At 50.3% G+C, this 25019-nt stretch carries 25 protein-coding genes, 1 pseudogene and 1 other annotated feature; of the genes and pseudogenes, 17 read left to right on the top strand and 9 right to left on the bottom strand.

What is annotated here, in order from left to right:
- The first annotated feature begins 10 nt into the window (after positions 1-10).
- The 3 genes and pseudogenes from OGY83_RS06310 to OGY83_RS06300 all read left to right on the top strand — a co-directional run bounded on the left by OGY83_RS06310 (position 11) and on the right by OGY83_RS06300 (position 2237).
- A complete protein-coding gene (locus OGY83_RS06310) occupies positions 11-649 on the top strand; it encodes a baseplate wedge 1 family protein (protein WP_286635487.1) in 639 nt (212 codons plus the stop codon).
- A 536-nt stretch (positions 650-1185) separates the two neighbouring features.
- A pseudogene (locus tag OGY83_RS06305) lies at positions 1186-1581 on the top strand (tail fiber protein); the annotation flags it as partial.
- A gap of 290 nt (positions 1582-1871) precedes the next feature.
- Entirely contained in the window at positions 1872-2237 is a 366-nt protein-coding gene (locus OGY83_RS06300; RefSeq protein ID WP_286635486.1) for a tail fiber assembly protein, read from the top strand.
- Between the two features lie 64 nt (positions 2238-2301).
- On the opposite strand, the gene OGY83_RS06295 is transcribed toward OGY83_RS06300, so the two are convergent.
- Positions 2302-3348: an acyltransferase family protein gene (locus OGY83_RS06295; protein WP_286635485.1), complete on the bottom strand. Its 1047-nt coding sequence runs from the start codon at positions 3346-3348 to the stop codon at positions 2302-2304.
- A 492-nt stretch (positions 3349-3840) separates the two neighbouring features.
- Between OGY83_RS06295 and thrS the strand changes: the two genes are divergently transcribed.
- The 14 genes from thrS to selO all read left to right on the top strand — a co-directional run bounded on the left by thrS (position 3841) and on the right by selO (position 16656).
- Positions 3841-5769: a threonine--tRNA ligase gene (gene thrS / locus OGY83_RS06290; protein WP_003832572.1), complete on the top strand. Its 1929-nt coding sequence runs from the start codon at positions 3841-3843 to the stop codon at positions 5767-5769.
- Between the two features lie 3 nt (positions 5770-5772).
- Positions 5773-6315, top strand: coding sequence for a translation initiation factor IF-3 (gene infC / locus OGY83_RS06285; protein ID WP_048997935.1), 543 nt, complete (start codon positions 5773-5775; stop codon positions 6313-6315).
- 96 nt (positions 6316-6411) lie between these two features.
- A complete protein-coding gene (gene rpmI, locus OGY83_RS06280) occupies positions 6412-6609 on the top strand; it encodes a 50S ribosomal protein L35 (protein WP_003030583.1) in 198 nt (65 codons plus the stop codon).
- A gap of 55 nt (positions 6610-6664) precedes the next feature.
- Positions 6665-7021 (top strand): 50S ribosomal protein L20, encoded by a 357-nt coding sequence (rplT, locus tag OGY83_RS06275; RefSeq protein WP_003030578.1) that lies wholly within the window; start codon positions 6665-6667, stop codon positions 7019-7021.
- Between the two features lie 120 nt (positions 7022-7141).
- Positions 7142-7266 (top strand) — a sequence feature (Phe leader region).
- A complete protein-coding gene (gene pheM, locus OGY83_RS06270; RefSeq protein ID WP_001386830.1) occupies positions 7147-7191 on the top strand; it encodes a pheST operon leader peptide PheM in 45 nt (14 codons plus the stop codon). Its footprint overlaps the feature before it by 45 nt.
- Before the next feature lie 124 nt (positions 7267-7390).
- Positions 7391-8374, top strand: coding sequence for a phenylalanine--tRNA ligase subunit alpha (gene pheS / locus OGY83_RS06265; protein WP_003832580.1), 984 nt, complete (start codon positions 7391-7393; stop codon positions 8372-8374).
- Between the two features lie 15 nt (positions 8375-8389).
- On the top strand, positions 8390-10777 hold the full coding sequence (pheT, locus tag OGY83_RS06260) for a phenylalanine--tRNA ligase subunit beta (protein ID WP_286635484.1): 2388 nt from the start codon (positions 8390-8392) through the stop codon (positions 10775-10777).
- Between the two features lie 4 nt (positions 10778-10781).
- Positions 10782-11081, top strand: coding sequence for an integration host factor subunit alpha (gene ihfA, locus OGY83_RS06255; protein WP_003030571.1), 300 nt, complete (start codon positions 10782-10784; stop codon positions 11079-11081).
- A 155-nt stretch (positions 11082-11236) separates the two neighbouring features.
- Positions 11237-12217: a vitamin B12 ABC transporter permease BtuC gene (gene btuC / locus OGY83_RS06250; protein ID WP_003832584.1), complete on the top strand. Its 981-nt coding sequence runs from the start codon at positions 11237-11239 to the stop codon at positions 12215-12217.
- Between the two features lie 59 nt (positions 12218-12276).
- Positions 12277-12828, top strand: coding sequence for a glutathione peroxidase (locus tag OGY83_RS06245; protein ID WP_191212840.1), 552 nt, complete (start codon positions 12277-12279; stop codon positions 12826-12828).
- A complete protein-coding gene (gene btuD / locus OGY83_RS06240) occupies positions 12828-13577 on the top strand; it encodes a vitamin B12 ABC transporter ATP-binding protein BtuD (RefSeq protein ID WP_286635483.1) in 750 nt (249 codons plus the stop codon). The genes OGY83_RS06245 and btuD overlap by 1 nt, the downstream gene beginning before the upstream one ends.
- A 77-nt stretch (positions 13578-13654) precedes the next feature.
- A complete protein-coding gene (locus OGY83_RS06235) occupies positions 13655-14119 on the top strand; it encodes an NlpC/P60 family protein (protein WP_003836644.1) in 465 nt (154 codons plus the stop codon).
- A 319-nt stretch (positions 14120-14438) separates the two neighbouring features.
- On the top strand, positions 14439-15152 hold the full coding sequence (locus tag OGY83_RS06230; RefSeq protein ID WP_123267035.1) for an EAL domain-containing protein: 714 nt from the start codon (positions 14439-14441) through the stop codon (positions 15150-15152).
- A 61-nt stretch (positions 15153-15213) separates the two neighbouring features.
- A complete protein-coding gene (gene selO / locus OGY83_RS06225; protein WP_286635482.1) occupies positions 15214-16656 on the top strand; it encodes a protein adenylyltransferase SelO in 1443 nt (480 codons plus the stop codon).
- Here the strand turns inward: selO and OGY83_RS06220 are convergent.
- From OGY83_RS06220 to ppsR, 8 genes are all read right to left on the bottom strand, one after another.
- The gene (locus OGY83_RS06220; protein WP_286635481.1) at positions 16653-17432 is read right to left on the bottom strand and encodes a heme ABC transporter ATP-binding protein; all 780 of its coding nucleotides are present in this window, start codon (positions 17430-17432) and stop codon (positions 16653-16655) included. The genes selO and OGY83_RS06220 overlap by 4 nt on opposite strands.
- Positions 17425-18417 carry a FecCD family ABC transporter permease gene (locus OGY83_RS06215; RefSeq protein ID WP_286635480.1) on the bottom strand — a complete coding sequence of 331 codons (993 nt, stop codon included), beginning with the start codon at positions 18415-18417 and terminating at the stop codon, positions 17425-17427. Before OGY83_RS06215 ends, OGY83_RS06220 begins: the two co-directional genes overlap by 8 nt.
- Positions 18417-19238 carry a heme/hemin ABC transporter substrate-binding protein gene (locus OGY83_RS06210; RefSeq protein WP_286635479.1) on the bottom strand — a complete coding sequence of 274 codons (822 nt, stop codon included), beginning with the start codon at positions 19236-19238 and terminating at the stop codon, positions 18417-18419. Before OGY83_RS06210 ends, OGY83_RS06215 begins: the two co-directional genes overlap by 1 nt.
- Entirely contained in the window at positions 19235-20266 is a 1032-nt protein-coding gene (gene chuS, locus OGY83_RS06205; RefSeq protein ID WP_123267040.1) for a hematinate-forming heme oxygenase ChuS, read from the bottom strand. Before chuS ends, OGY83_RS06210 begins: the two co-directional genes overlap by 4 nt.
- Positions 20267-20313: 47 nt before the next feature.
- Positions 20314-22296 (bottom strand): TonB-dependent hemoglobin/transferrin/lactoferrin family receptor, encoded by a 1983-nt coding sequence (locus OGY83_RS06200; protein WP_286635478.1) that lies wholly within the window; start codon positions 22294-22296, stop codon positions 20314-20316.
- A gap of 74 nt (positions 22297-22370) precedes the next feature.
- Positions 22371-22559 (bottom strand): hemin uptake protein HemP, encoded by a 189-nt coding sequence (hemP, locus tag OGY83_RS06195; protein WP_079938557.1) that lies wholly within the window; start codon positions 22557-22559, stop codon positions 22371-22373.
- A 169-nt stretch (positions 22560-22728) separates the two neighbouring features.
- Complete coding sequence (gene aroH / locus OGY83_RS06190; RefSeq protein ID WP_286635477.1) at positions 22729-23775, bottom strand: 3-deoxy-7-phosphoheptulonate synthase AroH; 1047 nt, start codon at positions 23773-23775, stop codon at positions 22729-22731.
- Between the two features lie 126 nt (positions 23776-23901).
- Positions 23902-24735 carry a posphoenolpyruvate synthetase regulatory kinase/phosphorylase PpsR gene (gene ppsR / locus OGY83_RS06185; RefSeq protein ID WP_043016583.1) on the bottom strand — a complete coding sequence of 278 codons (834 nt, stop codon included), beginning with the start codon at positions 24733-24735 and terminating at the stop codon, positions 23902-23904.
- Between the last annotated feature and the right edge of the window lie 284 nt (positions 24736-25019).

Below are 25019 nucleotides of genomic sequence, written 5' to 3'. Positions count from 1 at the left end.
GGGGTGAGACATGTGGGAAGACACTATTCTTACCCAGTACTCAGCAAGTAAAAAACTATTATCTATCATTGAAACATTTAATCAGGCATTAAGGCTTGATGATTTTACGGATGAATTCATCAACAAAGTATGGGATTTAACTACTTGCGAAGCTTTTGGGCTTGATTTGTGGGGTAAAGTCGTTGGTGTAAGCAGATACATTGTCGCGCCAATGGATAGTGATTCATTCGGATTTAGCGAGGCTGATGATGCAAACCCTGATTATCCAACACCATTTAACGACGCTCCTTTTTATGGTGGCATTCAGGAAACAACTAACGTTCGCCTTGGCGATGATGCTTACCGTACTTTAATATTTTGCAAGGCTTTTACAAATATAAGCATAGCAACAATACCAGAGATAAATAAATTCCTGAAAATTCTCTTCTATCAAAGAGGGAGAGCGTATTGCGTAAATTACCGCGATATGACAATAGGGATAACATTTGAATTTGAACTGGCTCCATATGAAGAGTCAATCCTTACTAATTACGAAGTAACTCCAGTGCCAAGTGGTGTTCTTTTAAATATACACCAAGTAGTTAGTCCTTACTTTGGGTTTTCATCTGACTCCTACCCATTTAACGACGGAACATTCTACAGAGATTAAATATGAATCGCACAGACGCTCCAGCTAAGCAACCAAAACCATTTGGTATCAATGGTCAAAGAGAAGATATTCTCCCAACAACACCGGCAGGGGATAACACCGCATCATATGAATCCGGGTTCCCACCAATTACAATGATCCTGAAGTCAGCCGGTGGGCTACCACCAAAGGGTCAGGACATGAATCAAATTTTATATGAATTGTCTTCTCTTTGCAGATGGTTTAGCACTGGGGCAATTAATTCATTTGATTCATCGTTTGCATCTCAAATAGGAGGATATCCCAAAGGATCCCTAGTTTTAGGTGATGATGGAGCAACTTTATTTCTTAGCTCCATGGATGCAAACAGTAACAATCCTAACTCAGTATCTACGGGGTGGATTAACTTTACTAAGTTATTATCCATTGCTTCTCTTGCAGGCGGGGCAAATAAACTCCCATATTTCACTGGCACTAACACCGCCGCACAGACTGATTTAACTGCTTTTGCAAGAACTGTTCTAGCACAAACAGATGGAGCCGGGGTAAGGAATACAATAGGTGTTTATAATGCAACCACCTCACAAAGCGGCATTGTCAGACTCAATGGCGGGGTTACGGATGATGATAATACACTTGCCGCAACATCAGCAGCTGTAAAAATAGCTTATGATGCTGCCGTGTCTAAATGGAGTGCTGTCGACGCAACGACCTCAGTAAAAGGGATTGTGCAACTTAATACATCCACTAACAGCACCAGCACAACGCAGGCAGCTACCCCATCAGCCGTAAAGGCAGCATATGACCTTGCTAATGGGAAATGGACGCCTGTTGATGGCACTACATCTCAAAAGGGTATAGTCCAACTCAGTAGCTCTGTAACTAGCACAAGCACAACATTAGCGGCTACTCCATCATCAGTTAAACAGGCTTATGATTTAGCAAATGGACCTGCATTTGGTAAAGGACAGACCATACAGGATCTAAAGTCCTCCAGGGGAACTGGTGTCACATACACTAACACCACTGGATACCCCATATATGTATATGTCAGGGTCAATGGGACCACCTCAGCAAATTTATATGGTTATGTGGATGGAATTGAAAGTGGTGGTGGTGGATCAATTGCATCAACAACATCCATAGCAACATGTAGCCTGGTTGTACCAAACGCATCAACTTACAGAGTTGATGTATCTGGGGCATCGACAACATTACAGGCGTGGACGGAGTTAAGATAATAATGATTACGACGATGAAGTACTACAAAGACAAAGATGACAATGTATATGCTTATGATGATGATGGTTCTCAGGATAAATTCATAAAAAAAGGACTTGAGTTAATTAGTATAGAAGAGGCTATTTCTCTAGTTAATCCACCACCAACCAAAGAACAGCAAGTTTTTATTGCAGAACAGCAAAAACAAATTTTAATAAGGGAAGCCTCTTATGTAATTGAACCTTTGGTTGACGCAAAGGTTGGTGGGTATATATCAGATACTGATATACAGAAATTGGATAGTTGGCAGCGTTATCGTTACTCATTAACTAAAGTAGACACCTCAAAAGCACCAGATGTTACTTTCCCAACAGTACCAGATAAATGAGTCATAGTTTTGTGATTATTGATATATAGGCCGGGATAAATCCGGCCTAATGCAGCCACTATATCTATTTTAGTTTTTTTGAAATCCTCATGAACGGTTTTTCTATGAATCTATAAAAAACATAAGATATAATAATTATTATTGGTAGGTTAATGCTTACAAGCAACAAAAGTCTTTCGTTTAAGTTATCTATTCCAAGGTGATCAAGTATCAACATGAAAATTGTGGACACTACACCATGAAACATATAAACAGTGTATGAAATGTCACCAAAAAAACCAAGTACATTTTCAAATCTAAATGAAACATTAATATTGATTACAGCATAGCAAATAATTGCGGAAATTATTGTGAGCATTATCCTATTCCATCCTGTTACAATGGATATTAGATCTCCGCTTGATGGGTAAGCTAAGAATGCAAAACATGATACGCATAAAATAAGTAATGATTTTTTTACATTAATCCTTAACTTTGAACTGTAAAATGCTATCGCTATACCCATGGTAAAATAAAGAAGTTGATTTATTGGCGAGATGTATGATTTCCATTGGCTTCCCAATGTTGAATCTGAATTAATTTTCAAGAAAGAAAAATATAAAAATATCATTACAGATATCAGTAGAGATATTAACACGCCTTTTCTTTTGAAAATCATTATGAAAGGGAATAATAAATAAAATACAACCTCACATCCTATTGACCAGCCACCAACAGTTATGTATTTACTAGGACCAATAAATCCGAAAAGCAACGATATATTTAACAGAAAGATTTTTAATGAATAAGTGTATCCCAAATCTATGAATTTTGTTAACAAAACTACTAATGTGCAAGCCACAAAAAAAGCCGGAAAAAGTCTTAGATATCTCTTGGCTATGAAGATTGATATACCTTTTTTATTCCACTCAAAATCCTTATATGCCAAATACATAGACATGCCGCTGATGACAAAAAATATAGATACTGCATAAATCCCCAGCTTGCCTAATATTGTTCCGGAATTCATTGACCCTATTGTCCATAAGGTAAAATGATATATAACTACAGCTAGAGACATTATACCTCTAAGGTAATCTATAGACTTTATTCTTACTTGATTATTGTTCATGTTTTTTTATGGAAAATTAATTTTCAATATACTTAAAAACACATTGAATGTCTATAAGTGCTGACTTAACCACGTAGATTATAAAAATAAAGAAATTGAATCGACTATGTGGTAGGGGTGGGGCTCATTGTCATCCTGTAACACATAAAAGATCTGCGTGAGAAGTTATATCTCATTGAGACAAAAATGTGACACACAAAGCTTTGCATCGGCTTGCAAGGCTTTGTGCTGTTCTCACTTAGCCGATCGCATCCATTGTTGCAAGACAATTTGAATCAATGTGAAACAGAGTGGTGCAATCACCACTTTTTTAGTGTTACCATCGTTTTACCGGGTGAGGGACTGAGGATGTCAGTTTTTCATTTGTGTACCAGATTGTGTACCAATTTAGCGATTGTTGGTTAGATGGTTACACAACTTACTGTAAACAAATACATTTTCTCTTTGTATGTGATCTTACGTGTGGGTCACCACTGCAAATAAGGATATAACATGCCTGTTATTACTCTTCCTGATGGCAGCCAACGCCATTACGACCACGCTGTAAGCCCCATGGATGTTGCGCTGGACATCGGTCCAGGTCTGGCGAAAGCTACTATTGCTGGCCGTGTTGACGGTGAGCTGGTAGATGCTTCCGATCTGATTGAGCATGATGCGAAGCTCTCCATCATCACCGCGAAGGATGAAGAAGGTCTGGAGATCATTCGTCACTCCTGTGCGCACCTGTTAGGGCACGCGATCAAACAACTCTGGCCGCACACCAAAATGGCGATCGGACCGGTTGTTGATAACGGTTTTTACTACGATATCGATCTTGACCGTACGTTAACCCAGGAAGACGTCGACGCGCTCGAGAAGCGGATGCACGAGCTCGCTGAGAAAAACTACGATGTCATTAAGAAGAAAGTCAGCTGGTACGAAGCGCGTGAAACCTTCGTGAAGCGTGGCGAGACCTATAAAGTCTCCATTCTTGATGAAAACATTGCCCATGATGACAAGCCTGGCTTGTACCATCATGAAGAATATGTCGATATGTGCCGTGGCCCGCACGTGCCGAACATGCGTTTCTGCCATCACTTCAAACTGATGAAGACCGCAGGGGCATACTGGCGTGGCGACAGCAATAACAAGATGCTGCAGCGTATTTATGGTACTGCATGGGCAGATAAAAAAGCCCTGAATGCCTACCTGCAACGTCTGGAAGAAGCGGCCAAACGCGATCACCGTAAAATCGGTAAACAGCTTGACCTGTATCATATGCAGGAAGAAGCACCGGGTATGGTGTTCTGGCACAACGATGGCTGGACTATCTTCCGTGAACTGGAAGTATTCGTTCGCTCAAAACTGAAAGAATACCAGTATCAGGAAGTGAAAGGTCCGTTCATGATGGACCGCGTGCTGTGGGAAAAAACAGGTCACTGGGATAACTACAAAGATGCGATGTTCACCACCTCTTCTGAGAACCGTGAATACTGCATTAAGCCAATGAACTGCCCAGGCCACGTACAGATCTTTAATCAGGGTCTGAAATCCTATCGCGATCTGCCGCTGCGTATGGCTGAGTTTGGTAGCTGCCACCGTAATGAACCGTCAGGTGCGCTGCATGGCCTGATGCGTGTTCGTGGCTTCACTCAAGATGATGCTCATATCTTCTGTACTGAAGAGCAGATTCGTGATGAAGTTAACGCGTGCATTCGTATGGTCTACGATATGTACAGCACCTTTGGCTTCGAGAAAATCGTCGTCAAACTGTCCACTCGCCCCGAAAAACGTATCGGTAGCGATGAAATGTGGGACCGTGCTGAAGCTGACCTGGCCGTTGCGCTGGAAGAAAACAACATCCCGTTTGAGTTCCAACTGGGTGAGGGCGCGTTCTACGGTCCGAAAATTGAATTTACCCTGTATGACTGCCTCGATCGTGCATGGCAGTGCGGTACTGTACAGCTGGACTTCTCCCTGCCGTCCCGTTTAAGCGCCTCTTACGTTGGCGAAAACAACGAGCGTCAGGTGCCGGTTATGATTCACCGTGCAATTCTTGGGTCGATGGAACGTTTCATCGGTATCCTGACCGAAGAGTTCGCTGGCTTCTTCCCGACCTGGCTCGCGCCGGTTCAGGTCGTGGTCATGAACATCACCGATTCTCAGTCTGAATACGTTAACGAATTAACGCAGAAACTACAAAATGCGGGTATTCGTGTAAAAGCAGACTTGAGAAATGAGAAGATTGGCTTTAAAATCCGCGAGCACACTTTACGTCGTGTCCCTTACATGTTGGTCTGTGGCGACAAAGAGGTTGAAGCAGGCAAAGTTGCCGTGCGCACCCGTCGTGGCAAAGACTTGGGCAGCCTGGACGTAAATGAAGTGATTGAGAAGCTGCAACAAGAGATTCGCAGCCGCAGTCTTCAACAACTGGAGGAATAAGGTATTAAAGGCGGAAAACGAGTTCAAACGGCACGTCCGAATCGTATCAATGGCGAGATTCGCGCCCTGGAAGTTCGCTTAACAGGTCTGGAAGGCGAAGCTTTGGGTATTGTGAGTCTGAGAGAAGCGATCGAAAAAGCTGAAGAAGCTGGAGTAGATTTAGTTGAAATCAGCCCTAACGCCGAACCGCCAGTTTGTCGTATTATGGACTACGGCAAGTTCCTTTATGAAAAGAGTAAGTCTTCTAAGGAACAGAAGAAAAAGCAAAAAGTTATCCAGGTTAAGGAAATTAAATTCCGTCCTGGCACCGACGATGGCGATTACCAGGTAAAACTCCGCAGCCTGGTACGCTTTCTGGAAGATGGCGATAAGGCTAAGATCACGCTGCGTTTTCGCGGTCGTGAGATGGCCCACCAACAGATCGGTATGGAAGTGCTCAACCGCGTCCGTGACGATCTGAGTGAACTGGCAGTAGTCGAATCCTTCCCTACGAAGATCGAAGGCCGTCAGATGATCATGGTGCTCGCTCCTAAGAAGAAACAGTAAGGCCTTCAAGTAGCAATGTCTGTGGAGCCTACGGGTTCCACAGCCGTTGTTCGCCTACGTTTCGTTTATTAACAATGCGAAGTGGAAGTTATTAAAATGCCAAAAATTAAGACCGTACGCGGTGCTGCTAAGCGTTTCAAAAAAACCGGTGGTGGTGGATTTAAGCGTAAGCACGCAAACCTGCGTCATATTCTGACCAAAAAATCTACTAAGCGTAAACGTCACCTGCGTCCAAAAGGCCTCGTGTCTAAAGGCGATCTGGGTCTGGTTATCGCGTGCCTGCCGTACGCATAAGCCGTTAACGTTTAATTCATTTTTTTACTAAGAATATAGATACAGGAGAGCACATATGGCTCGCGTAAAACGTGGTGTAGTTGCCCGTGCACGTCACAAGAAAATTTTGAAACAAGCTAAAGGCTACTACGGTGCGCGTTCTCGCGTATACCGCGTTGCCTTCCAGGCTGTTATCAAAGCTGGTCAGTACGCTTATCGTGACCGTCGTCAGAAAAAGCGTCAGTTCCGTCAACTGTGGATTGCGCGTATCAACGCAGCAGCACGTCAGAACGGTATTTCTTACAGCAAATTCATCAACGGCCTGAAAAAAGCCTCTGTTGAAATCGACCGTAAGATCCTGGCTGACATCGCAGTATTCGACAAAGTAGCGTTCACCGCTCTGGTCGAAAAAGCGAAAGCAGCTCTGGCATAAGCCGGTGAAAAGAGGGAGCCTGGCTCCCTCTCTTTTATTTGTAGCGCAATCAATTAGTTGACAATTTATCCGTAAGCCTTTTCAATAAAGGTTGTCCGGTTTTTACCACACAAGGTAACGCAAGCATGAATGCTGCTATTTTCCGCTTCTTCTTTTACTTTAGCACCTGAACTCAGGAGGCTTGCGCGTGAAAGAAGAAACGGAAAACAGCGCCTAAAAGCCTCCCTGGTGGAGGCTTTTTTTATACGCGTCATCCTTCGAGTTGTCTCTGTATTGGCTGCATTCGCTCTTTTGCTGCGTTGATACAATTTGAATGATTTTGCGTATATACGAGCGACTAGTGAATATCGCAACATAACGAGGAAAACCATGTCACATCTCGCAGAGCTGGTTGCCAGTGCAACGGCCGCCATTAACCAGGCTTCAGATGTTGCCGCGTTAGACAATGTCCGCGTCGAATATTTGGGCAAGAAAGGGCATCTGACCCTTCAGATGACAACCCTGCGCGAGCTGCCGCCAGAAGAGCGCCCGGCAGCAGGTGCGGTGATAAACGAAGCCAAAGAGCAGGTACAGCAAGCGCTGAACGCGCGTAAGGCCGAGTTAGAAAGTGCTGCGCTGAATGCTCGTCTGGCTGAAGAAACGATCGATATCTCCCTCCCTGGGCGTCGTATCGAAAACGGCGGTCTGCATCCTGTAACGCGTACAATCGACAGGATTGAAAGTTTCTTCGGTGAGCTGGGCTTTACCGTGGCGACCGGTCCGGAAATCGAAGATGACTATCATAACTTCGATGCGCTGAACATTCCTGGCCATCACCCGGCGCGCGCTGACCACGACACTTTCTGGTTTGACGCGACGCGTCTGCTGCGCACGCAGACTTCCGGCGTGCAGATCCGCACCATGAAAGAAAAACAGCCGCCGATCCGTATTATCGCTCCGGGCCGTGTATATCGTAACGATTACGATCAGACTCACACCCCAATGTTCCACCAGATGGAAGGGCTGATTGTTGATACCAACATCAACTTCACCAACCTGAAAGGCACGCTGCACGATTTCCTGCGTAACTTCTTTGAAGAAGATCTGCAGGTTCGTTTCCGTCCTTCCTACTTCCCGTTCACTGAACCATCTGCGGAAGTTGACGTGATGGGCAAAAACGGTAAATGGCTGGAAGTGTTGGGCTGCGGGATGGTTCACCCGAACGTGTTGCGTAACGTTGGCATCGATCCGGAAATCTATTCCGGCTTTGCATTCGGTATGGGTATGGAGCGTCTGACCATGCTGCGCTACGGCGTTACCGATCTGCGTTCTTTCTTCGAAAACGATCTGCGTTTCCTCAAACAGTTTAAATAAAGGCAGGATAAAACAATGAAATTCAGTGAACTGTGGTTACGCGAATGGGTAAATCCGGCGATTGATAGCGATGCGCTGTCAAACCAAATCACGATGGCGGGTCTGGAAGTTGACGGTGTGGAACCTGTTTCCGGCGCGTTCAACGGCGTTGTGGTGGGTGAAGTGGTTGAATGCGGCCAGCACCCGAACGCTGACAAACTGCGTGTTACCAAAGTGAATGTAGGCGGCGACCGTCTGCTGGATATCGTCTGCGGTGCGCCAAACTGCCGTCAGGGGTTGAAAGTGGCTGTGGCAACCGTTGGTGCCGTTCTGCCGGGCGATTTCAAAATCAAAGCGGCAAAACTGCGCGGTGAACCGTCTGAAGGCATGCTGTGCTCGTTCTCCGAGCTGGGCATTTCCGACGATCATAACGGGATTATCGAACTGCCAGCCGATGCGCCAATTGGCACCGATATCCGTGAATACCTGAAGCTTGACGACAACACTATCGAAATTAGCGTCACGCCGAACCGCGCCGACTGCTTAGGTATCATCGGTGTGGCGCGTGATGTTGCTGTACTGAACAAAGCCCCGCTGGTTGAGCCGGAAATCGCGCCTGTAGCCGCGACTATTAGCGACGTCCTGCCGATTCAGGTCGAAGCCGTGGAAGCCTGCCCACGCTATCTGGGCCGCGTGGTAAAAGGCATCAATGTCAAAGCGCCAACCCCGCTGTGGATGAAAGAAAAACTGCGCCGTTGCGGGATCCGTTCTATCGATGCCGTGGTTGACGTGACTAACTATGTGCTGCTCGAACTGGGCCAGCCGATGCACGCATTCGACAAAGACCGCATTGAAGGCGGAATTGTTGTCCGTATGGCAAAAGAGGGTGAGACCCTGGTATTGCTGGATGGCAGCGAAGCGAAGCTGAATGCAGATACTCTGGTGATTGCGGACCACAACAAAGCGCTGGCGATGGGCGGCATCTTTGGTGGCGAACATTCCGGTGTGAATGATGAAACACAAAACGTCCTGCTGGAATGTGCATTCTTCAGCCCGCTGTCTATTACCGGTCGCGCGCGTCGCCACGGCCTGCACACCGATGCATCTCACCGCTATGAGCGTGGTGTCGATCCGGCTCTGCAACATAAGGCCATGGAACGTGCAACGCGCCTGCTGATCGATATCTGCGGCGGCGAAGCGGGTCCAGTCATTGACGTGACGAACGAAGCCACGCTGCCAAAACGCGCAACCATTACGCTTCGTCGTAGCAAACTGGACCGTCTGATCGGACACCATATTGCGGATGAGCAGGTGAGCGACATTCTGCGTCGTCTGGGTTGTGACGTGACGGAAGGGCAGGATGAGTGGAAAGCGGTCGCACCGAGCTGGCGTTTCGATATGGAAATCGAAGAAGACCTGGTCGAAGAAGTCGCCCGCGTATACGGTTATGACAATATCCCGAACACGCCGATTCAGGCGGGTCTTATCATGGGTACGCATCGTGAAGCGGATTTGTCGCTGAAACGTGTAAAAACCATGCTGAATGACAAAGGCTACCAGGAAGTAATTACCTATAGCTTCGTCGACCCGAAAGTCCAGTCATTGCTGCTCCCGGGTGAAGAAGCGCTGCTGCTGCCAAGCCCAATCTCTATTGATATGTCGGCAATGCGTTTGTCCCTGTGGACTGGCTTGCTGTCTACGGTAGTGTATAACCAGAACCGTCAGCAGAACCGCGTACGTATTTTCGAAACGGGTTTACGTTTCGTGCCAGATACGCAGGCCAACCTCGGGATCCGCCAGGATCTGATGCTGGCTGGCGTGATCTGCGGTAACCGTCATGATGAACACTGGAATCTGGCAAAAGAGACCGTTGATTTCTATGATCTGAAAGGCGATCTGGAAGCGGTTCTCGATCTGACCGGTAAACTGGCGGACATTCAGTTCAAAGCTGAAGCGAATCCAGCACTGCATCCGGGTCAGTCTGCGGCGATTTATCTGAAAGGTGAACGTATTGGTTTCATTGGGGTTGTTCATCCTGAACTGGAACGTAAACTGGATCTGAACGGTCGCACTCTGGTGTTTGAACTGGAGTGGAATAAGCTCGCAGACCGCGTGGTGCCTCAGGCGCGTGAAGTTTCTCGCTTCCCAGCGAACCGTCGCGATATCGCAGTCGTTGTGGCAGAAAACGTTCCCGCTGCGGATATTTTATCCGAGTGTAAGAAAGTTGGCGTAAATCAGGTAGTTGGCGTAAACTTATTTGACGTGTACCGCGGTAAGGGTGTTGCGGAGGGCTATAAGAGCCTCGCTATCAGCCTGATCCTTCAGGATACCAGCCGTACACTTGAAGAAGAGGAGATTGCCGCTACCGTCGCCAAATGTGTAGAGGCATTAAAAGAGCGATTCCAGGCATCATTGAGGGATTGAACCTATGGCGCTTACAAAAGCTGAAATGTCAGAATATCTGTTTGATAAGCTTGGGCTTAGCAAGCGGGATGCCAAAGAACTGGTCGAGCTGTTTTTCGAAGAGATCCGTCGTGCTCTGGAAAATGGTGAGCAGGTAAAACTCTCTGGTTTTGGTAACTTCGATCTGCGTGATAAGAATCAACGTCCGGGCCGTAACCCGAAAACGGGCGAAGATATTCCCATTACAGCACGGCGCGTGGTGACCTTCAGACCCGGACAGAAGTTAAAAAGTCGGGTCGAAAACGCAACGCCGAAAGAAGAGTGATTTAACAACATGTTAAATCTTTTGTGCCGCCAGCAAACCGGTGGCATAAAAGATGACGCGTATAACTAAAAAGGCCGCTCTGCGGCCTTTTTCCTTTTAACTACCGAATCAGCACCGTAGAATCACCTCCATCTCTTTTCAGCAGAATGGAAAACATGCTGACTTTCGCCCATCAACAACAGCGTCGAAACGTGCGCTGGATACTGTCACTGTCAGTACTTATGCTGCTGGCAACGATTCTAAGCTTGTGCGCAGGAGAACAATGGATCGCTCCCGGCGACTGGTTCAGCGCCCGCGGCGATCTGTTCGTCTGGCAAATCCGACTTCCCCGTACCCTTGCTGTTTTGCTGGTAGGCGCTGCATTGGCCTTATCAGGCGCAGTGATGCAAGCTCTGTTTGAAAACCCGCTCGCAGAGCCGGGATTATTAGGCGTGTCTAACGGCGCGGGAGTCGGGCTCATCGCGGCGGTGCTGCTGGGGCAGGGGCAACTCCCCGGCTGGGCATTGGGCCTTTGCGCCATTGCCGGGGCGCTGATTATCACGCTTATTCTGCTACGCTTCGCCCGTCGACATCTGTCTACCAGCCGTCTGCTGCTGGCAGGGGTGGCGCTGGGGATTATCTGTAGCGCGCTGATGACATGGGCTATCTACTTCTCCACCTCGTTTGACTTACGACAGCTGATGTACTGGATGATGGGGGGCTTCGGTGGCGTAGACTGGCATCAGGCCTGGCTCATGGTGGCGTTGATTCCGGTGCTGGTGTGGATCTGCTGTCAGTCGCAGCCGATGAACATGCTGGCGTTAGGAGAGACTTCCGCACGTCAGTTGGGACTGCCATTATGGTTCTGGCGCAATCTGCTGGTGGTTGCCACAGGCTGGATGGTCGGCGTGAGCGTGGCTCTGGCAGGGGCGATTGGTTTTATTGGGCTTGTGATCCCGCATATTTTGCGACTGTGCGGCCTCACCGATCACCGTGTTTTACTGCCGGGTTGTGCGTTGGCTGGCGCAATCGCATTACTGTTTGCTGATGTTGTCGCGCGTCTGGTGCTGGCCTCGGCTGAATTACCTATCGGCGTGGTAACGGCCACCATGGGCGCACCGGTATTTATCTGGCTATTGTTAAAAGCCGCGCGCTAGAACGTGTTGGTTCGGTCTATGATTAAAAACTGAAAATCCACCTGTTGTTCGGAGATGCTATGCAAAACACTATCCTTGATACAGAAGTGACGACCATCGACGGCGAGGTTACCTCACTGCAGCCGTATTCCGGGAATGTGCTGTTAATCGTCAACGTTGCTTCAAAATGTGGACTGACGCCGCAGTACGAGCAACTGGAGAAGCTGCAGAAATCCTGGCACCAACAAGGCTTCAGCGTTCTTGGTTTTCCTTGCAATCAGTTTCTGGGCCAGGAGCCGGGCAGCGAAGAGGAAATAAAAACATACTGCAGTACCACATGGGGTGTAACTTTCCCGATGTTCAGCAAAATTGACGTCAACGGCGAAGGACGCCATCCGCTGTATCAGAAGCTGATTGATGCCGCGCCAACGGCCGTTGCTCCAGAGGACAGTGGGTTCTACGAGCGTATGGCGAGCAAAGGTCGTGCGCCGCTCTACCCGGACGATATTCTGTGGAATTTCGAGAAGTTTTTAGTGGGTCGCGATGGAAAAGTGCTGCAACGTTTCTCACCGGATATGACGCCTGAGGATCCCATCCTGGTGCAAACCATCAAGCAGGCGCTGGCAAACTAATGTCTCGATTGATGCAGCTACAGGATGTCGCGGAATCGACCCGTCTCGGCCCGCTTTCTGGTGAGATAAAAGCAGGAGAGATCCTACATTTAGTAGGACCAAACGGTGCCGGAAAGAGTACGCTGTTGGCGCGCATGGCGGGTCTGACGAACGGCGAGGGCAGCATCATTTTTGGTGATATGCCGTTGGAGGATTGGCCGGCCGCCAGGCTGGCACAATATCGAGCCTATCTTGCGCAACAGCAAAATCCGCCGTTTGCGATGCCGGTCTGGCATTTTCTGACGCTGCATCAACCCGACAAAGCACGCACCGATCTGTTACAGGAGGTCGCTGATGCGCTCGGCCTGGGAGATAAACTGGGGCGCGGCGTGAACCAACTCTCCGGCGGTGAGTGGCAGCGTGTGCGCCTGGCTGCGGTTATCCTGCAGATTTGCCCACAAGCGAATCCATTAGGTCAGCTTTTACTGCTGGATGAGCCGATGAACAGTCTGGACGTCGCGCAACAAAACGCACTGGACCGATTGTTGAGTCAGCTGTGTTTGCAGGGCATAGCGATTGTGATGAGTAGCCACGACCTTAATCACACCTTACGCCATGCGCATAAAGCCTGGCTACTCAAACGCGGGAAACTACTTGCCAGTGGCTCACGAGATGCGGTACTGACGCCGGCCAATCTGTCTGCGGCCTATGGCGTCAACTTCCGACGTTTGGATATTGAAGGGCACAGAATGCTCATATCAACCACTTAAGTTAAATGGGTTCTTGAAAATCATATAATTTCCACGCTAAATTAGCATAAAAATAAAATTCAGAGGATTCGTACTGAATGCGCTTTTGGCTCCTTTTAATCACAGCATTGTTTTTGGCGGGCTGCAGCAGCCATCGTGCGCCTGCGCCAAATGCCCGCTTGTCGGATTCTATCGCCGTTATCGCCGGTCTTAATGATCAGCTACAAACCTGGCATGGCACTCCCTATCGCTATGGTGGTATGAGCCGTAGCGGGGTGGATTGTTCTGGATTTGTTTTGATGACGATGCGCGATAAATTCGACCTGCAACTCCCGCGCGATACGCGCACACAATCAAAGATTGGTACCGAAATTGATAAAGACGATTTGCTGCCCGGCGATCTGGTTTTCTTTAAAACCGGGTCTGGGGAAAGCGGTCTGCATGTCGGTATTTACGATACCAATAATCAATTTATTCATGCTTCAACCAGCCGTGGCGTGATGCGCTCGTCTCTGGATAATGTTTACTGGCGTAAAAACTTTTGGCAGGCGCGACGTATTTAATCCCCCCACAACTCCGAGGCTGCCATCGAGTGCGCAGCCTCAACATCACCGTTTGAAAGTTAACTTTTATTTCTGCCTTTGGTTAGACAATACCCCTGAACATTAAGAGCGTATCTTGCTAAAAATATGATTTATTCCGAGATATTAAAAAGTGCAAAGCTGGATATTCGCTTATAATCAGGATAAGCTAAAAAAAAGGATTCGATTTACCGGCTAAAAAGGGAAAAATGAAAAGGCCTCTACTTGCATCAGCAGTAACGTATTTCTCCATCCTTTGCTACAGGATGCCGGATAACACCCATGCAGCGGGGCTGGCACGATGATTGTTTCACTGGATAATCTTTACTATTCTGAGTTCTCTTTTCTTCCTGCGAGAAGCGAAAAAGGCGATCTTGAGTTCGTCGATATCATCACCAATTTCGTCAGTGCGCATGGGGATGTGCGTATACCCACCGACCTGGTCCTACCTCGGATGTCGGACGATGAGCAATGTCGCTTATTTACCGAAAAGCTTGAATTAATCGAAACGTGCCAACTCTTTTTTATTCAACGGAAAGTTTCCGCCTGGATTAATTTAACGCCGGCAATTGCTAATACTTTATTATCAGATGCTAAATTTGCTTCACAAGTTGAACGATTTTCATTTCTGGAGCTGACTATTAATGAAAGCTATCCGGAGTTAAACAAAGGTAAAGATAATCCAACATTGGCCGCACTTGCTGCGCGATTTCCATTAGTCCTGACAAACTATGGTTCTGGCGGTATATCAACAAGGGCAATTTTTGACGGCCTGTTCAAACGCGTCGTGCTGGATAAAAACTTTGTTCAACAAAGAATTGCACATATTTCGTTTGAACCGTTTATGCGGGCTATTCTGGCGCAACTATCGCCCAGCTGTGAGTCAATAATCATTAGCGGAATTGATACACAAGAGATGCTGGAGCGCGTCTTGCCTGTGGGATTCAGTGCCATGCAGGGAGGATTGTGGCCTGCGGTGCCTCCTGCGCAGATAATTTCGCTCGCTAAAATATAACCCTTTTATTTGCTGGTGTTTAACAGGCTTTTAACAGTCTACACTAGAGGCAGGAGGCCCTATGACCCTGTCTTTTACCACTCGCTGGCGTGATGAACTACCAGCAACCTATACCGCGCTTTCACCCACCCCTCTGAAAAACGCGCGCCTTATCTGGCATAACGATGCGCTGGCGGAGCAATTAGCTATTCCTGCGGCGCTATTTGATATTCCGACTGGTGCAGGTGTTTGGGGAGGTGAATCGTTGCTTCCCGGGATGTCGCCTTTAGCCCAGGTTTATAGTGGGCATCAGTTCGGCGTCTGGGCTGGTCAGCTTGGCGACGGACGTGGGATCCTGCTGGGCGAACAACAGCTCGCGGATGGTGCAACGTTTGACTGGCATCTGAAAGGTGCCGGACTCACGCCGTATTCCCGCATGGGTGATGGGCGCGCCGTGCTGCGCTCGACCATTCGCGAAAGCCTGGCCAGTGAAGCGATGCACTTCCTGGGAATACCGACCACGCGGGCATTGTCGATTGTCACCAGCGACACACCGGTTTATCGCGAAACGGTCGAAGCGGGGGCGATGCTCATTCGCGTGGCGCAAAGCCATATGCGGTTTGGTCATTTTGAGCATTTTTACTATCGCCGGGAGCCGGAAAAAGTGCGCCAGTTGGCTGACTTTGCGATTCGCCATTACTGGCCGCAATGGGAGGAAGAAGCCGATAAGTATCAGCTGTGGTTTAACGATGTTGTCACGCGTACAGCGACGTTAATCGCTGACTGGCAGGCGGTAGGATTTGCGCATGGTGTTATGAACACGGACAACATGTCGATTCTGGGTCTGACGATGGATTACGGTCCATTCGGTTTTCTTGATGATTACGTGCCCGATTATATCTGCAACCACTCTGACAACCAGGGGCGATACAGTTTCGATAATCAACCGGCCGCCGCGTTGTGGAACCTGCAACGTCTGGCGCAAACCCTGTCGCCATTTATCCCGGTCGAGGCGCTCAATGATGCGCTGGACAGTTACCAGCTGGCGCTGTTAACTCGCTACGGTCAGCGGATGCGGCAAAAGCTCGGCTTCTTTAGCGAGCAGAAAAACGACAACGAACTGCTTAGCGAACTGTTTAGTCTGATGGCGCGGGAAAGAAGCGACTATACGCGAACGTTTCGCATGCTCAGCGAGACGGAGCAGCGCAGTGCGCAATCTCCGTTGCGTGATGAGTTTATCGACCGTGCAGCGTTTGACGACTGGTTCACGCGGTATCGCTCGCGCCTTCAGCAAGACAATATTGCCGATGCTGTCAGACAAACACAGATGAAGGCGGCAAATCCGGCGATGGTATTACGTAACTGGCTGGCGCAACGAGCGATTAGTCAGGCAGAGCAGGGGGATTACGCCGAGCTGCATCGATTGCACCAGGCGTTGCGTACCCCATTTGCCGATCGTGATGATGACTATGTTAGCCGTCCACCTGACTGGGGCAAACGGCTGGAAGTGAGTTGTTCAAGCTAAGGGGCCAGAAATACCTGCGGGGAGGCGTTGGCCGGATGTCGGCCAACGTGTACCTGAGCACCGTACCAGCGCTGCAGATCATCGGCCTGTAACACAGTTTCAGGTGTTCCCTGCGATACCAGCCTGCCGTTGTGCAGCAGCACTATTCTGTCTGCCCACAGTGCGGCGAGGTTCAGATCGTGAAGCACAATGCACACATGCAGCTCTCCTGAAGCGGTTAGCGTTTTTAGCATGCGCAACAGATGCTGCTGGTGGTAAAGATCCAACGCGGAGGTTGGTTCATCAAGGAATAACCAACCGCGAGGTGCGCCGTCGCACCAGAGTTGCGCCAGCGCACGGGCTAACTGCACTCTCTGTTGCTCGCCGCCGGAAAGCGCGGCGTATTGCCGGCCTGTCAGAGGCGTACATCCGGTCATCGCCATTACCTGCGCAATAAGCTCAGGTTCCGGTCGTTGGGTCCAGGGCGCGCGACCCATCGCGATCACGGCCTCTACTGGCCAGTCAAATCCCAGTTGCGTTTGCTGACGCATGACCGCCCGATGCCGCGACAGCGTTTGGGTAGGCCACTCCTCGAGCGGTTTGCCTGCCAGCACGCAGCGCCCGATTGCTGGTTTGAGAAAACCGGTCAGCAGGCGCAGCAGGGTGGATTTTCCCGCACCGTTTGGGCCGATAAGTGCCACCAGTTCACCTTTTGCGAGAGCGAGTGATACATTGTCAATTACCGCTCTGCCAGCCACGCGATAGTGAAGCCCTTCAGCGATGAAATGTTCAGCCATGCGGTCCTCGCTGACGAAAAATAAGCCATAAAAACCACGGTGCGCCGAGAAGACTGGTCAACAGACCGACCGGCATCTCCGCAGGCGCAACCGCCGTACGGGCCAGTGTGTCGGCAATCAGCAATAAAAACGCGCCCGCCAGCACGGAACCCGGAATAACGGCCCGATGGTCTGAGCCGAGCCACATACGTATTAAATGTGGGATGACCAACCCGATAAAGCCAATCACGCCGCTTACCGCCACGGCTGAGGCAACCAGTAATGCGCTACAAAGCAGCAAAATACGCTGGATTGTACGTACATCAACGCCGAGATAATGCGCCTCTTCCTCACCCAGTTGCAGAAGATTCAGCGCCGGAGCAAGTCGCCAGATGATCAGCACTGTCGGGATTGTCAGTGAAGTGACAGCCAACAGTGTGGACCACTGCGCGGCCCCCAGACTTCCCATTCCCCATAGCGACAGCTGGCGCAGTTGCGCATCATTACTGACCCACGACAAAACGCCAACCGCCGCCCCGCAGAGCGCGTTGATGGCAATGCCGACCAGCAGCAGGCGTGAGAGTGAACCGTCGCGCTGTTGGCTGAGGATAAAAATCACTACGGTTGCCGCCAGCGCGCCGAAAAAAGCGGCCAGCATTGGAGCATACAACATCAACAGCGCGGGCAAAGAGACAGGCAGCACCACCCACAGGGCCACAGCGCAGGCGGCGCCGCTGCTTATTCCCAGTAATCCAGGGTCTGCAAGCGGATTGCGAAACAGCCCCTGCATCACGCAGCCAGCGAGCGCCAAAGAGCCGCCAATCACCAGCGCCAGCAGGACACGGGGAAGACGAATCGTGAGCCAGATTTGACGCAGTGCCTCATCGCCATCACGCCAGAGCAGACTTACCGGCAGGCGCAACGCGCCAAAACCGGTAGCCAGAACCGTCATTACAACCAGCATCAATGCCAACATCCACAACGAACAGGTGAGCCGCCGGGACATCAGGGCAATTGCTCCGCTTTAGCACGAAGCTGCAAAATCGCCTGTGGCGTGCGAACGCTAAACCCCAACAGCGCCATATCGTCAACCTGCAATACCTGTTTATTCCTTCCGGCAGGTGTTTGCGCAAGTCCTGGTAGCGCCCACAGGTTTGCTTCGCCACCCATTGCCTTAACGCCTTCTTGTGAAATCACTACCAGATCGGGCTGGCTGGCAATGACGCCTTCTTGTGACAGCGGTTGATAGCGATTAACGCCCTGCATCGCGTTGCGTAATCCTGCGGCACGAATCGCCGCATCGGCTCCGGTTTGCTGGCCCGCCGCCATCGCGGTCATCCCGCCATGATTGAGAATAAACAGCACACGTTTATTAAGTTCAGACGACGGGAGCGTCGCCAGTTCCTGACGTAACGTTGCACGCAGCGTTTCGCCGTCGGCCTCCCGATGAGTAGCCTCAGCGATAACCCGAACTTTTTCATCAATCGCGTTAAGATCGTTGCTTGCTGGGATCGTGACAACCCTGATGTTGCTCTGCTCAAGCTGTTTTAGCGCCAAAGAGGGCTGTGCCTGCGTGCTGGCAAGGACCAGCGTAGGGCGGGTAGCCAGGATCCCTTCGGCGTTGAGCTGGCGCAAATAACCAACATCAGGTAACTCGGTTGCCGCAGCAGGCCACTGGCTGGTGCTGTCTCTCGCCACAAGGGAGGGTTGTGCTCCCAGTGCGTATACGATCTCGGTGACATCGCCACCGAGGGCAACAACCCGTTCCTCGGACGCAGCCAGCGCCGCGAGGGGCAGCAGCGCGATCAGGGTCAGCAGTTTTTTCATGCAGCCAGTCCTTTCGGCGTCAGAGCGTCAATCTGTGCGCGCCATTGCGTCTGCTCCGGCTCGCCTTCCGTACGTTGACCATACAGTTGTGCGATTTGCGTACCGTCGGCAGCAAACAGTTCCAGACTGGTGACGTGACCATCGGCGGTCGGTTTGCGCGTCACCCACGTTTCGGCCACGCTTTCTTCCAGCAGATGCAGGGTAAAGGTTGGGTTGAAGATGTTCAGCCAGCCTTTCATCGGTACCAGTTTTTCAATCACGCCGGTAAAAATCTGTACGCAGCCGCGATTACCCACAAAAACCATAATTTCGTTGCCATCCTGACGCGCGGTGTCGAGTAACTGCGCCAGTGCGCTATTAGAAACCTTACAGGCCAGATCGTCGCCAACCAGATTAAACGCCTGTTGGCGAGTGAGATCGTGGCGTTTCAGCAAACCGAAGAACTGGTGGACATCGGTCATTGCTCGCCACTCTTGATCAACGGTCTGTGCGTCGACCGTGACGACGGCAGGCGCAGAATTGTTGGCAGGTTGCAGCACCAGCGGCGGGTTTTCTGCAAAGATGAAACGGGTCAGCAACGCTGCCCATTCCTCAACGAGGGTATTTGGCGTGGTATAGACCTTCAGCAGTGCATCTCCCTGATGGTCAAAGAACTGAATGCTCTGGCGCTCACCATGGGCGGTTGTTTCGCTGATATGAAAGGTGCTGGCCCACTGATTCAGGAACAGACGCAGGTCGAGGGCGCGTGGATTGAGTACCAGTCCGGCATGACCGTTCAGGTGCTGATTGGTAAACGTACCAACCTGCTCATGTACCGCATATTCGTTGCGGCAAATACATTTGGTTTCGCCAACCGCTTCCAGTGCGCCGAGGATTTCGCGCACTTCGCCACGTAAGCGCCAGGCGTCATGACCGACGCGAGCAAAGGTCAGTTCGGCTTCGCTAATATTCATCAACCCCGCAATATCACGTGCGTATTTGCCAGGATTTTCTTTCTTCAGTTCCAGCCAGCGTGTGTAATGATTCATTGTCTCTTCCTTCCAGATTGCTGCCCCGGCGAACCGGGGAAAAGTGATTACCACTGATAACTCACGAAAATTTTGCCATTACGACCATCCTGCGGAATGCCTTGCGGCGACCAGTACTCTTTGTCGAAGGCGTTGCCCAGTACCAGCGTGGTGGTCATGCCTTTCAGCGCTTGTTGACCCTGATAGCTCACGTAGAAATCATTTACCGCATAGCCGGGCTGTTTAGTGTAGCTGTTGCTGATATGTGTTGAACGGTCAGCAAATGTCCCGATCCAGCCTACGGAGAAACCGCTGTGCGCAACCGGCACATTCAGTTTGCTGGTGACGGTATCCGGGTTAATGCTGGAAATGTATTCCCCGGTGTCAGTATCTTTTCCGCGAGTGCGGTTATAGGCCATGTCGAGGCTGAACAGGTCGGTGGAATATTTCGCCATCACATCCCAGCCCCAGATTTTGGCGTTGGGTACGTTATAGGACATGGTTGTCGCAGCGGCGAAGTCGACGCTGGTGGAGATGTAATCTTTCGCTTTGGTGTCGAAATAGCTGGCTTTAAATTCGAGCGCATCGCTCGCCATCAGCAGATCGTCAAAGCGCAGGCCAAATCCGTATTCCTGTGTTTCGTTGGTTTCCGGGCGCAGGTTAGGGTTAGGTACCCAGTAGTTGGTGTAAAAACGACCAATCGAGAAGTGTTTCGCATCGTTATACATCTCGCCCATGGTCGGCGCACGGAAGGCCTGAGCGTAGGAACCGAACAGCATCAGCCAGTCGGCTGGCGCAACGGTGAGCCCGGCGCGGGACGACCATTTATCGGCATCGACATCTTCATAGCCGTCACTGCTGCCGCGATACGAGTCATAACGGGTACCGCCCAGCAGCGTAACCGGCAGGTCGCGCAGGGTGATTTCATCCTGTAGCCAGCCGGAGCTGAAATCGATCTTTGCCTCCGGGAAACCGGTGGTTGAACCACCCGGTTGTTGTTCCTGGCGATAGTATTCACCGCCGTAGGTTAGAAGGTGAGATGCAAAAGAGTCGGTAAACAGGCGGCTGCGGTTGTCGATTTTGCCGCCTTTGGTGGTCTGCTTGCGAAATTCGCCGGTGTTATCTGCGTTCTGAGCATTAATGCGCGCTTCGGACCAGTAAATACGAGCGTCAGCGTTCAGCCAGTCATTGTCTGCTGGAGCGAGCGAGTAGGTCAGCTGTGCATCACGCTGGATGGTTGAACGGTTGGTCATCGGGTTGCTGGCATCCGCCGCGCTGGTCTGCGGGTTTTTAGGTTCCCGGGCGTCATTGTTGTAGTAACGCAGCGAACCGGCCAATGTCTGGGCGCTGTCAATTTTCCAGCTGCCTTTCGCCAACATATTGTTAATTGCTTCGTCATTCGGCGCAGTCGTACCGTCACTCTGGCGTAAATCACCGCGATCGCGGCTGGACCATGCAAGCAGTCCGTCCAGCGTATCGGTACGGCCATACGTGCTGGCGCCCATGCCGAGACTGTGATCGCCGGTCGCCGCAGTACCGAACACGCGATAACCGCTGTTTTGCCCGACTTCCAGTAGATCTTTGGCATCTGCAGTGTCATAGGCGATCACGCCGCCTAGCGCGCCGCTACCGTACAGCAGTGCGGAAGGGCCACGCACGACTTCAATGCGTTTGATGAGCGCCGGGTCTAGGAAAGTACTGTTCAGGTGTCCGGTGTCGGTTCCCTGGCGAACGCCGTCAACCAGTACCAGAACACCGCGTCGATCGTAGCCGCGTAGATTCACGTCCTGGCCATTGGTGCGGCCCGTACCGTCAAGGGTTAGGCCCGGAACCTTACGCAACAGGTCGGCAGCTGAGCTGGCGGTTTGGTTTTCTGGGGCGGTGGCGTCAATGACGCTGACCATCATCGGTGCTTCAAATGCGCTACGGGCATTGCCGGTGGCGGTAACGGTCATATCCTCGACCGCCGCATGGGCGACGGCAGGCAGGTTACTGACAATCACCAGCGCCAACAGCGATGGGCGCAGGGAAGCGGTGTGCAGGTAAGGCATAGCAACTCTCCATTAGGAAATCGAAAAGCGCTGGCTGCCTGGGTATGACCTGGGTGGCTGGCGAAATGTGTTGTTTATTTAGTCAGAATGAGTTTTCCGGCTTGTGTCTGGCGCAGCAGGTAGTGCTGACCATCATGTTCTATGATCACGCGTCCTTCTTTCCCCAACAGGGTTTTACTGTCAATTCGTCGCTCGTTTGGCGCGACGGAAGGCGGTGTTGTGTCTTTTGCAGGCGTTGCCGTTGTGTTATCCATACGTGACATAGTGTTTAAAAATAACAATCAATGTAACAATGATAATCATTATCATCAAACTGCAAATTTGCGGCAAGCGTTTTTGTGAAATAATTGTGACGAGAACGTTTTTTGCACAACAATCGGGGAAAAACAAAGGATTAGCACCGGGCAAAGTGATATTGCCCGGCGAACAGCATTAAAAACGGCTATCAACCGCAGAGGCGAGTTTTTCAACCAACAGTTCAGTATCTTCCCAGTTCAGGCACGGGTCGGTAATGGACTGACCGTAAACCAGCGGCTGGCCGCTAACGATTTTTTGCGTACCTTCACGCAAGAAACTCTCCGCCATGATCCCGGCAATTGCCGTCGAACCGTTACGAATTTGCTGGCACACGTCATCACAAACGTCTAACTGACGGCGATGCTGCTTCTGGCAATTGCCGTGGCTAAAATCGACCACCAAATGCTCAGGCAGGGAAAACTCGTGTAGGGTATCGCAGGCAGCAGCAATATCTTCAGCATAATAATTCGGCTTTTTACCGCCACGCATGATGATATGCCCGTAAGGGTTGCCGCTGGTCTGATAAATGGTCATCTGACCGGTTTTATCCGGCGAGAGGAACATGTGACTGGCGCGGGAGGCGCGAATTGCATCGACGGCGATGCGCGTGTTGCCATCCGTTCCGTTTTTAAAGCCGACCGGGCAGGAGAGCGCGGAGGCCATTTCACGATGGATCTGACTTTCGGTGGTGCGCGCGCCAATAGCTCCCCAACTGATTAAATCAGCAATAAACTGGCCGGTCACCATGTCGAGGAATTCAGTTGCCGTGGGGACGCCCAGTTCGTTGACCTGCAACAGCAGTTTTCGCGCCAGTTCAATACCGTGGTTTACACGATAACTGCCGTTCAAATGCGGGTCGGAAATCAGGCCTTTCCAGCCCACGACAGTGCGTGGTTTTTCAAAATAGGTACGCATCACGATTTCCAGACGCGCCTGGTGCTTAGTGCGCAGCGCCTGTAAACGTGTCGCATATTCCATCGCGGCATCAAGATCGTGAATCGAGCAGGGACCTACGATCACCAGTAAACGGGGGTCTTCACCATTTAAAATTTTTTCTATCCGACGTCGGGAGTCCGTAACATGACGGGCGACGGAGGACGAAACAGGATGCCGTTGCGCAAGCTCTGCTGGAGTGACCAGGTTGTCAATACGCGCAGTACGGAGTTCATCGGTTCTGTTCATTACTTGTCTCAGAAATTTGTTGCTTCAACGGCAGGACTACCGGGAAGTGATGTACATCACAATATCACACTCATCCTGCCTGGTGGCGAGCATAATAACAAAAAATCGAACCAATGCACTAGCATTCTAGTACATGCGGCGATTCAGTCCCATGATATCGAGGATCTTGGTAGCAATCTCTTCTACCGAATAATTGGTACTGTTCAACCAGGGGATCTGGTTTTTCCGGTACAGCGCTTCAACCTCAGCAACCTCCATTCGGCACTGGCGCATTGAGGCGTAGCGGCTGTTCTCTCTGCGCTCTTCACGGATGGCTGCCAGGCGCTCAGGGTCGATGGTCAGGCCGAATAATTTATGCTGCAACGGTTTAAGGGATGCCGGCAGCACCAGATTATCCATATCATCGGCAATAAAGGGGTAGTTGGCGGCGCGAATACCAAACTGCATGGCCAGATATAGACTGGTCGGGGTTTTACCGCAACGGGAAACGCCGAGCAGGATCACCTGTGCCTGATCGAGGTTGCGCAACGAAATACCGTCGTCGTGGGCGAGGGTGTAATCAATGGCGGCAATACGCGCGTCGTACTTGTTGAGATTACCGGGATTCAGACCGTGTGTGCGATGGGCGATTGGCGTAGGGTCGAGCTTCATCTCGTGTTGTAGTGGGGCAACCAGCGCCTGCACAATATCCTGACAAAACCCCTCGCTTTGCAGAATGATCGAGCGAATTTCCGGCAGGACGATGGAGTAAAACACCAAAGGGCGCACGCCAGTTTGTTGATAGATTGCGTCAATCTGGTCTTTAACCGCACGCGCACGGCTCTCATTTTCCACAAACGGCAGCGTAATGCTGCTGATCGTGACCGGAAATTGCGACATCACCGCGTGACCCAATACCTCGGCGGTGATGGCCGTACCATCAGAAATATAAAATACGTGACGATCAACAGCATTATCCATTTTGCTCATCCTGGGGCAGATATAATTCTCTGAAAGCATAAATTAAAATTCGCCAGAAGCGAATATTGCCGCATCTATTTTATAAAATGAAACGCTATTTTTATATTTAATGAAAAGTACATTTCATTTTTCGGAACAAATGTTTATACCGATCGTTTTTGTGGTGATCCCGTGTGGCTCGCGGGTTTGCGCAAATGCGGAAACAATCTGAAAAAATAAAAAATAAAGTTGCTTGAACGATTCACCGTTTTTTTCGCCGGAGTAAATATGCCAAGATAATTACG

This window comes from Citrobacter sp. Cpo090 (assembly GCF_030332665.1).
GTDB classification, from domain to species: Bacteria; Pseudomonadota; Gammaproteobacteria; order Enterobacterales; family Enterobacteriaceae; genus Citrobacter; species Citrobacter portucalensis.
Note: the sequence above shows the minus strand (reverse complement) of the source record. Positions and strands in the feature narration are given on the sequence as shown.

Coding starts and splice junctions, on each gene's coding strand:
- OGY83_RS06310 (WP_286635487.1), top strand. CDS start 11: ATGTGGGAAGACACTATTCTTACCCAGTACTCAGCAAGTAAAAAACTA.
- OGY83_RS06300 (WP_286635486.1), top strand. CDS start 1,872: ATGATTACGACGATGAAGTACTACAAAGACAAAGATGACAATGTATAT.
- OGY83_RS06295 (WP_286635485.1), bottom strand. CDS start 3,348: ATGAACAATAATCAAGTAAGAATAAAGTCTATAGATTACCTTAGAGGT.
- thrS (WP_003832572.1), top strand. CDS start 3,841: ATGCCTGTTATTACTCTTCCTGATGGCAGCCAACGCCATTACGACCAC.
- rpmI (WP_003030583.1), top strand. CDS start 6,412: ATGCCAAAAATTAAGACCGTACGCGGTGCTGCTAAGCGTTTCAAAAAA.
- rplT (WP_003030578.1), top strand. CDS start 6,665: ATGGCTCGCGTAAAACGTGGTGTAGTTGCCCGTGCACGTCACAAGAAA.
- pheS (WP_003832580.1), top strand. CDS start 7,391: ATGTCACATCTCGCAGAGCTGGTTGCCAGTGCAACGGCCGCCATTAAC.
- pheT (WP_286635484.1), top strand. CDS start 8,390: ATGAAATTCAGTGAACTGTGGTTACGCGAATGGGTAAATCCGGCGATT.
- ihfA (WP_003030571.1), top strand. CDS start 10,782: ATGGCGCTTACAAAAGCTGAAATGTCAGAATATCTGTTTGATAAGCTT.
- btuC (WP_003832584.1), top strand. CDS start 11,237: ATGCTGACTTTCGCCCATCAACAACAGCGTCGAAACGTGCGCTGGATA.
- OGY83_RS06245 (WP_191212840.1), top strand. CDS start 12,277: ATGCAAAACACTATCCTTGATACAGAAGTGACGACCATCGACGGCGAG.
- btuD (WP_286635483.1), top strand. CDS start 12,828: ATGTCTCGATTGATGCAGCTACAGGATGTCGCGGAATCGACCCGTCTC.
- OGY83_RS06235 (WP_003836644.1), top strand. CDS start 13,655: ATGCGCTTTTGGCTCCTTTTAATCACAGCATTGTTTTTGGCGGGCTGC.
- OGY83_RS06230 (WP_123267035.1), top strand. CDS start 14,439: ATGATTGTTTCACTGGATAATCTTTACTATTCTGAGTTCTCTTTTCTT.
- selO (WP_286635482.1), top strand. CDS start 15,214: ATGACCCTGTCTTTTACCACTCGCTGGCGTGATGAACTACCAGCAACC.
- OGY83_RS06220 (WP_286635481.1), bottom strand. CDS start 17,432: ATGGCTGAACATTTCATCGCTGAAGGGCTTCACTATCGCGTGGCTGGC.
- OGY83_RS06215 (WP_286635480.1), bottom strand. CDS start 18,417: ATGTCCCGGCGGCTCACCTGTTCGTTGTGGATGTTGGCATTGATGCTG.
- OGY83_RS06210 (WP_286635479.1), bottom strand. CDS start 19,238: ATGAAAAAACTGCTGACCCTGATCGCGCTGCTGCCCCTCGCGGCGCTG.
- chuS (WP_123267040.1), bottom strand. CDS start 20,266: ATGAATCATTACACACGCTGGCTGGAACTGAAGAAAGAAAATCCTGGC.
- OGY83_RS06200 (WP_286635478.1), bottom strand. CDS start 22,296: ATGCCTTACCTGCACACCGCTTCCCTGCGCCCATCGCTGTTGGCGCTG.
- hemP (WP_079938557.1), bottom strand. CDS start 22,559: ATGTCACGTATGGATAACACAACGGCAACGCCTGCAAAAGACACAACA.
- aroH (WP_286635477.1), bottom strand. CDS start 23,775: ATGAACAGAACCGATGAACTCCGTACTGCGCGTATTGACAACCTGGTC.
- ppsR (WP_043016583.1), bottom strand. CDS start 24,735: ATGGATAATGCTGTTGATCGTCACGTATTTTATATTTCTGATGGTACG.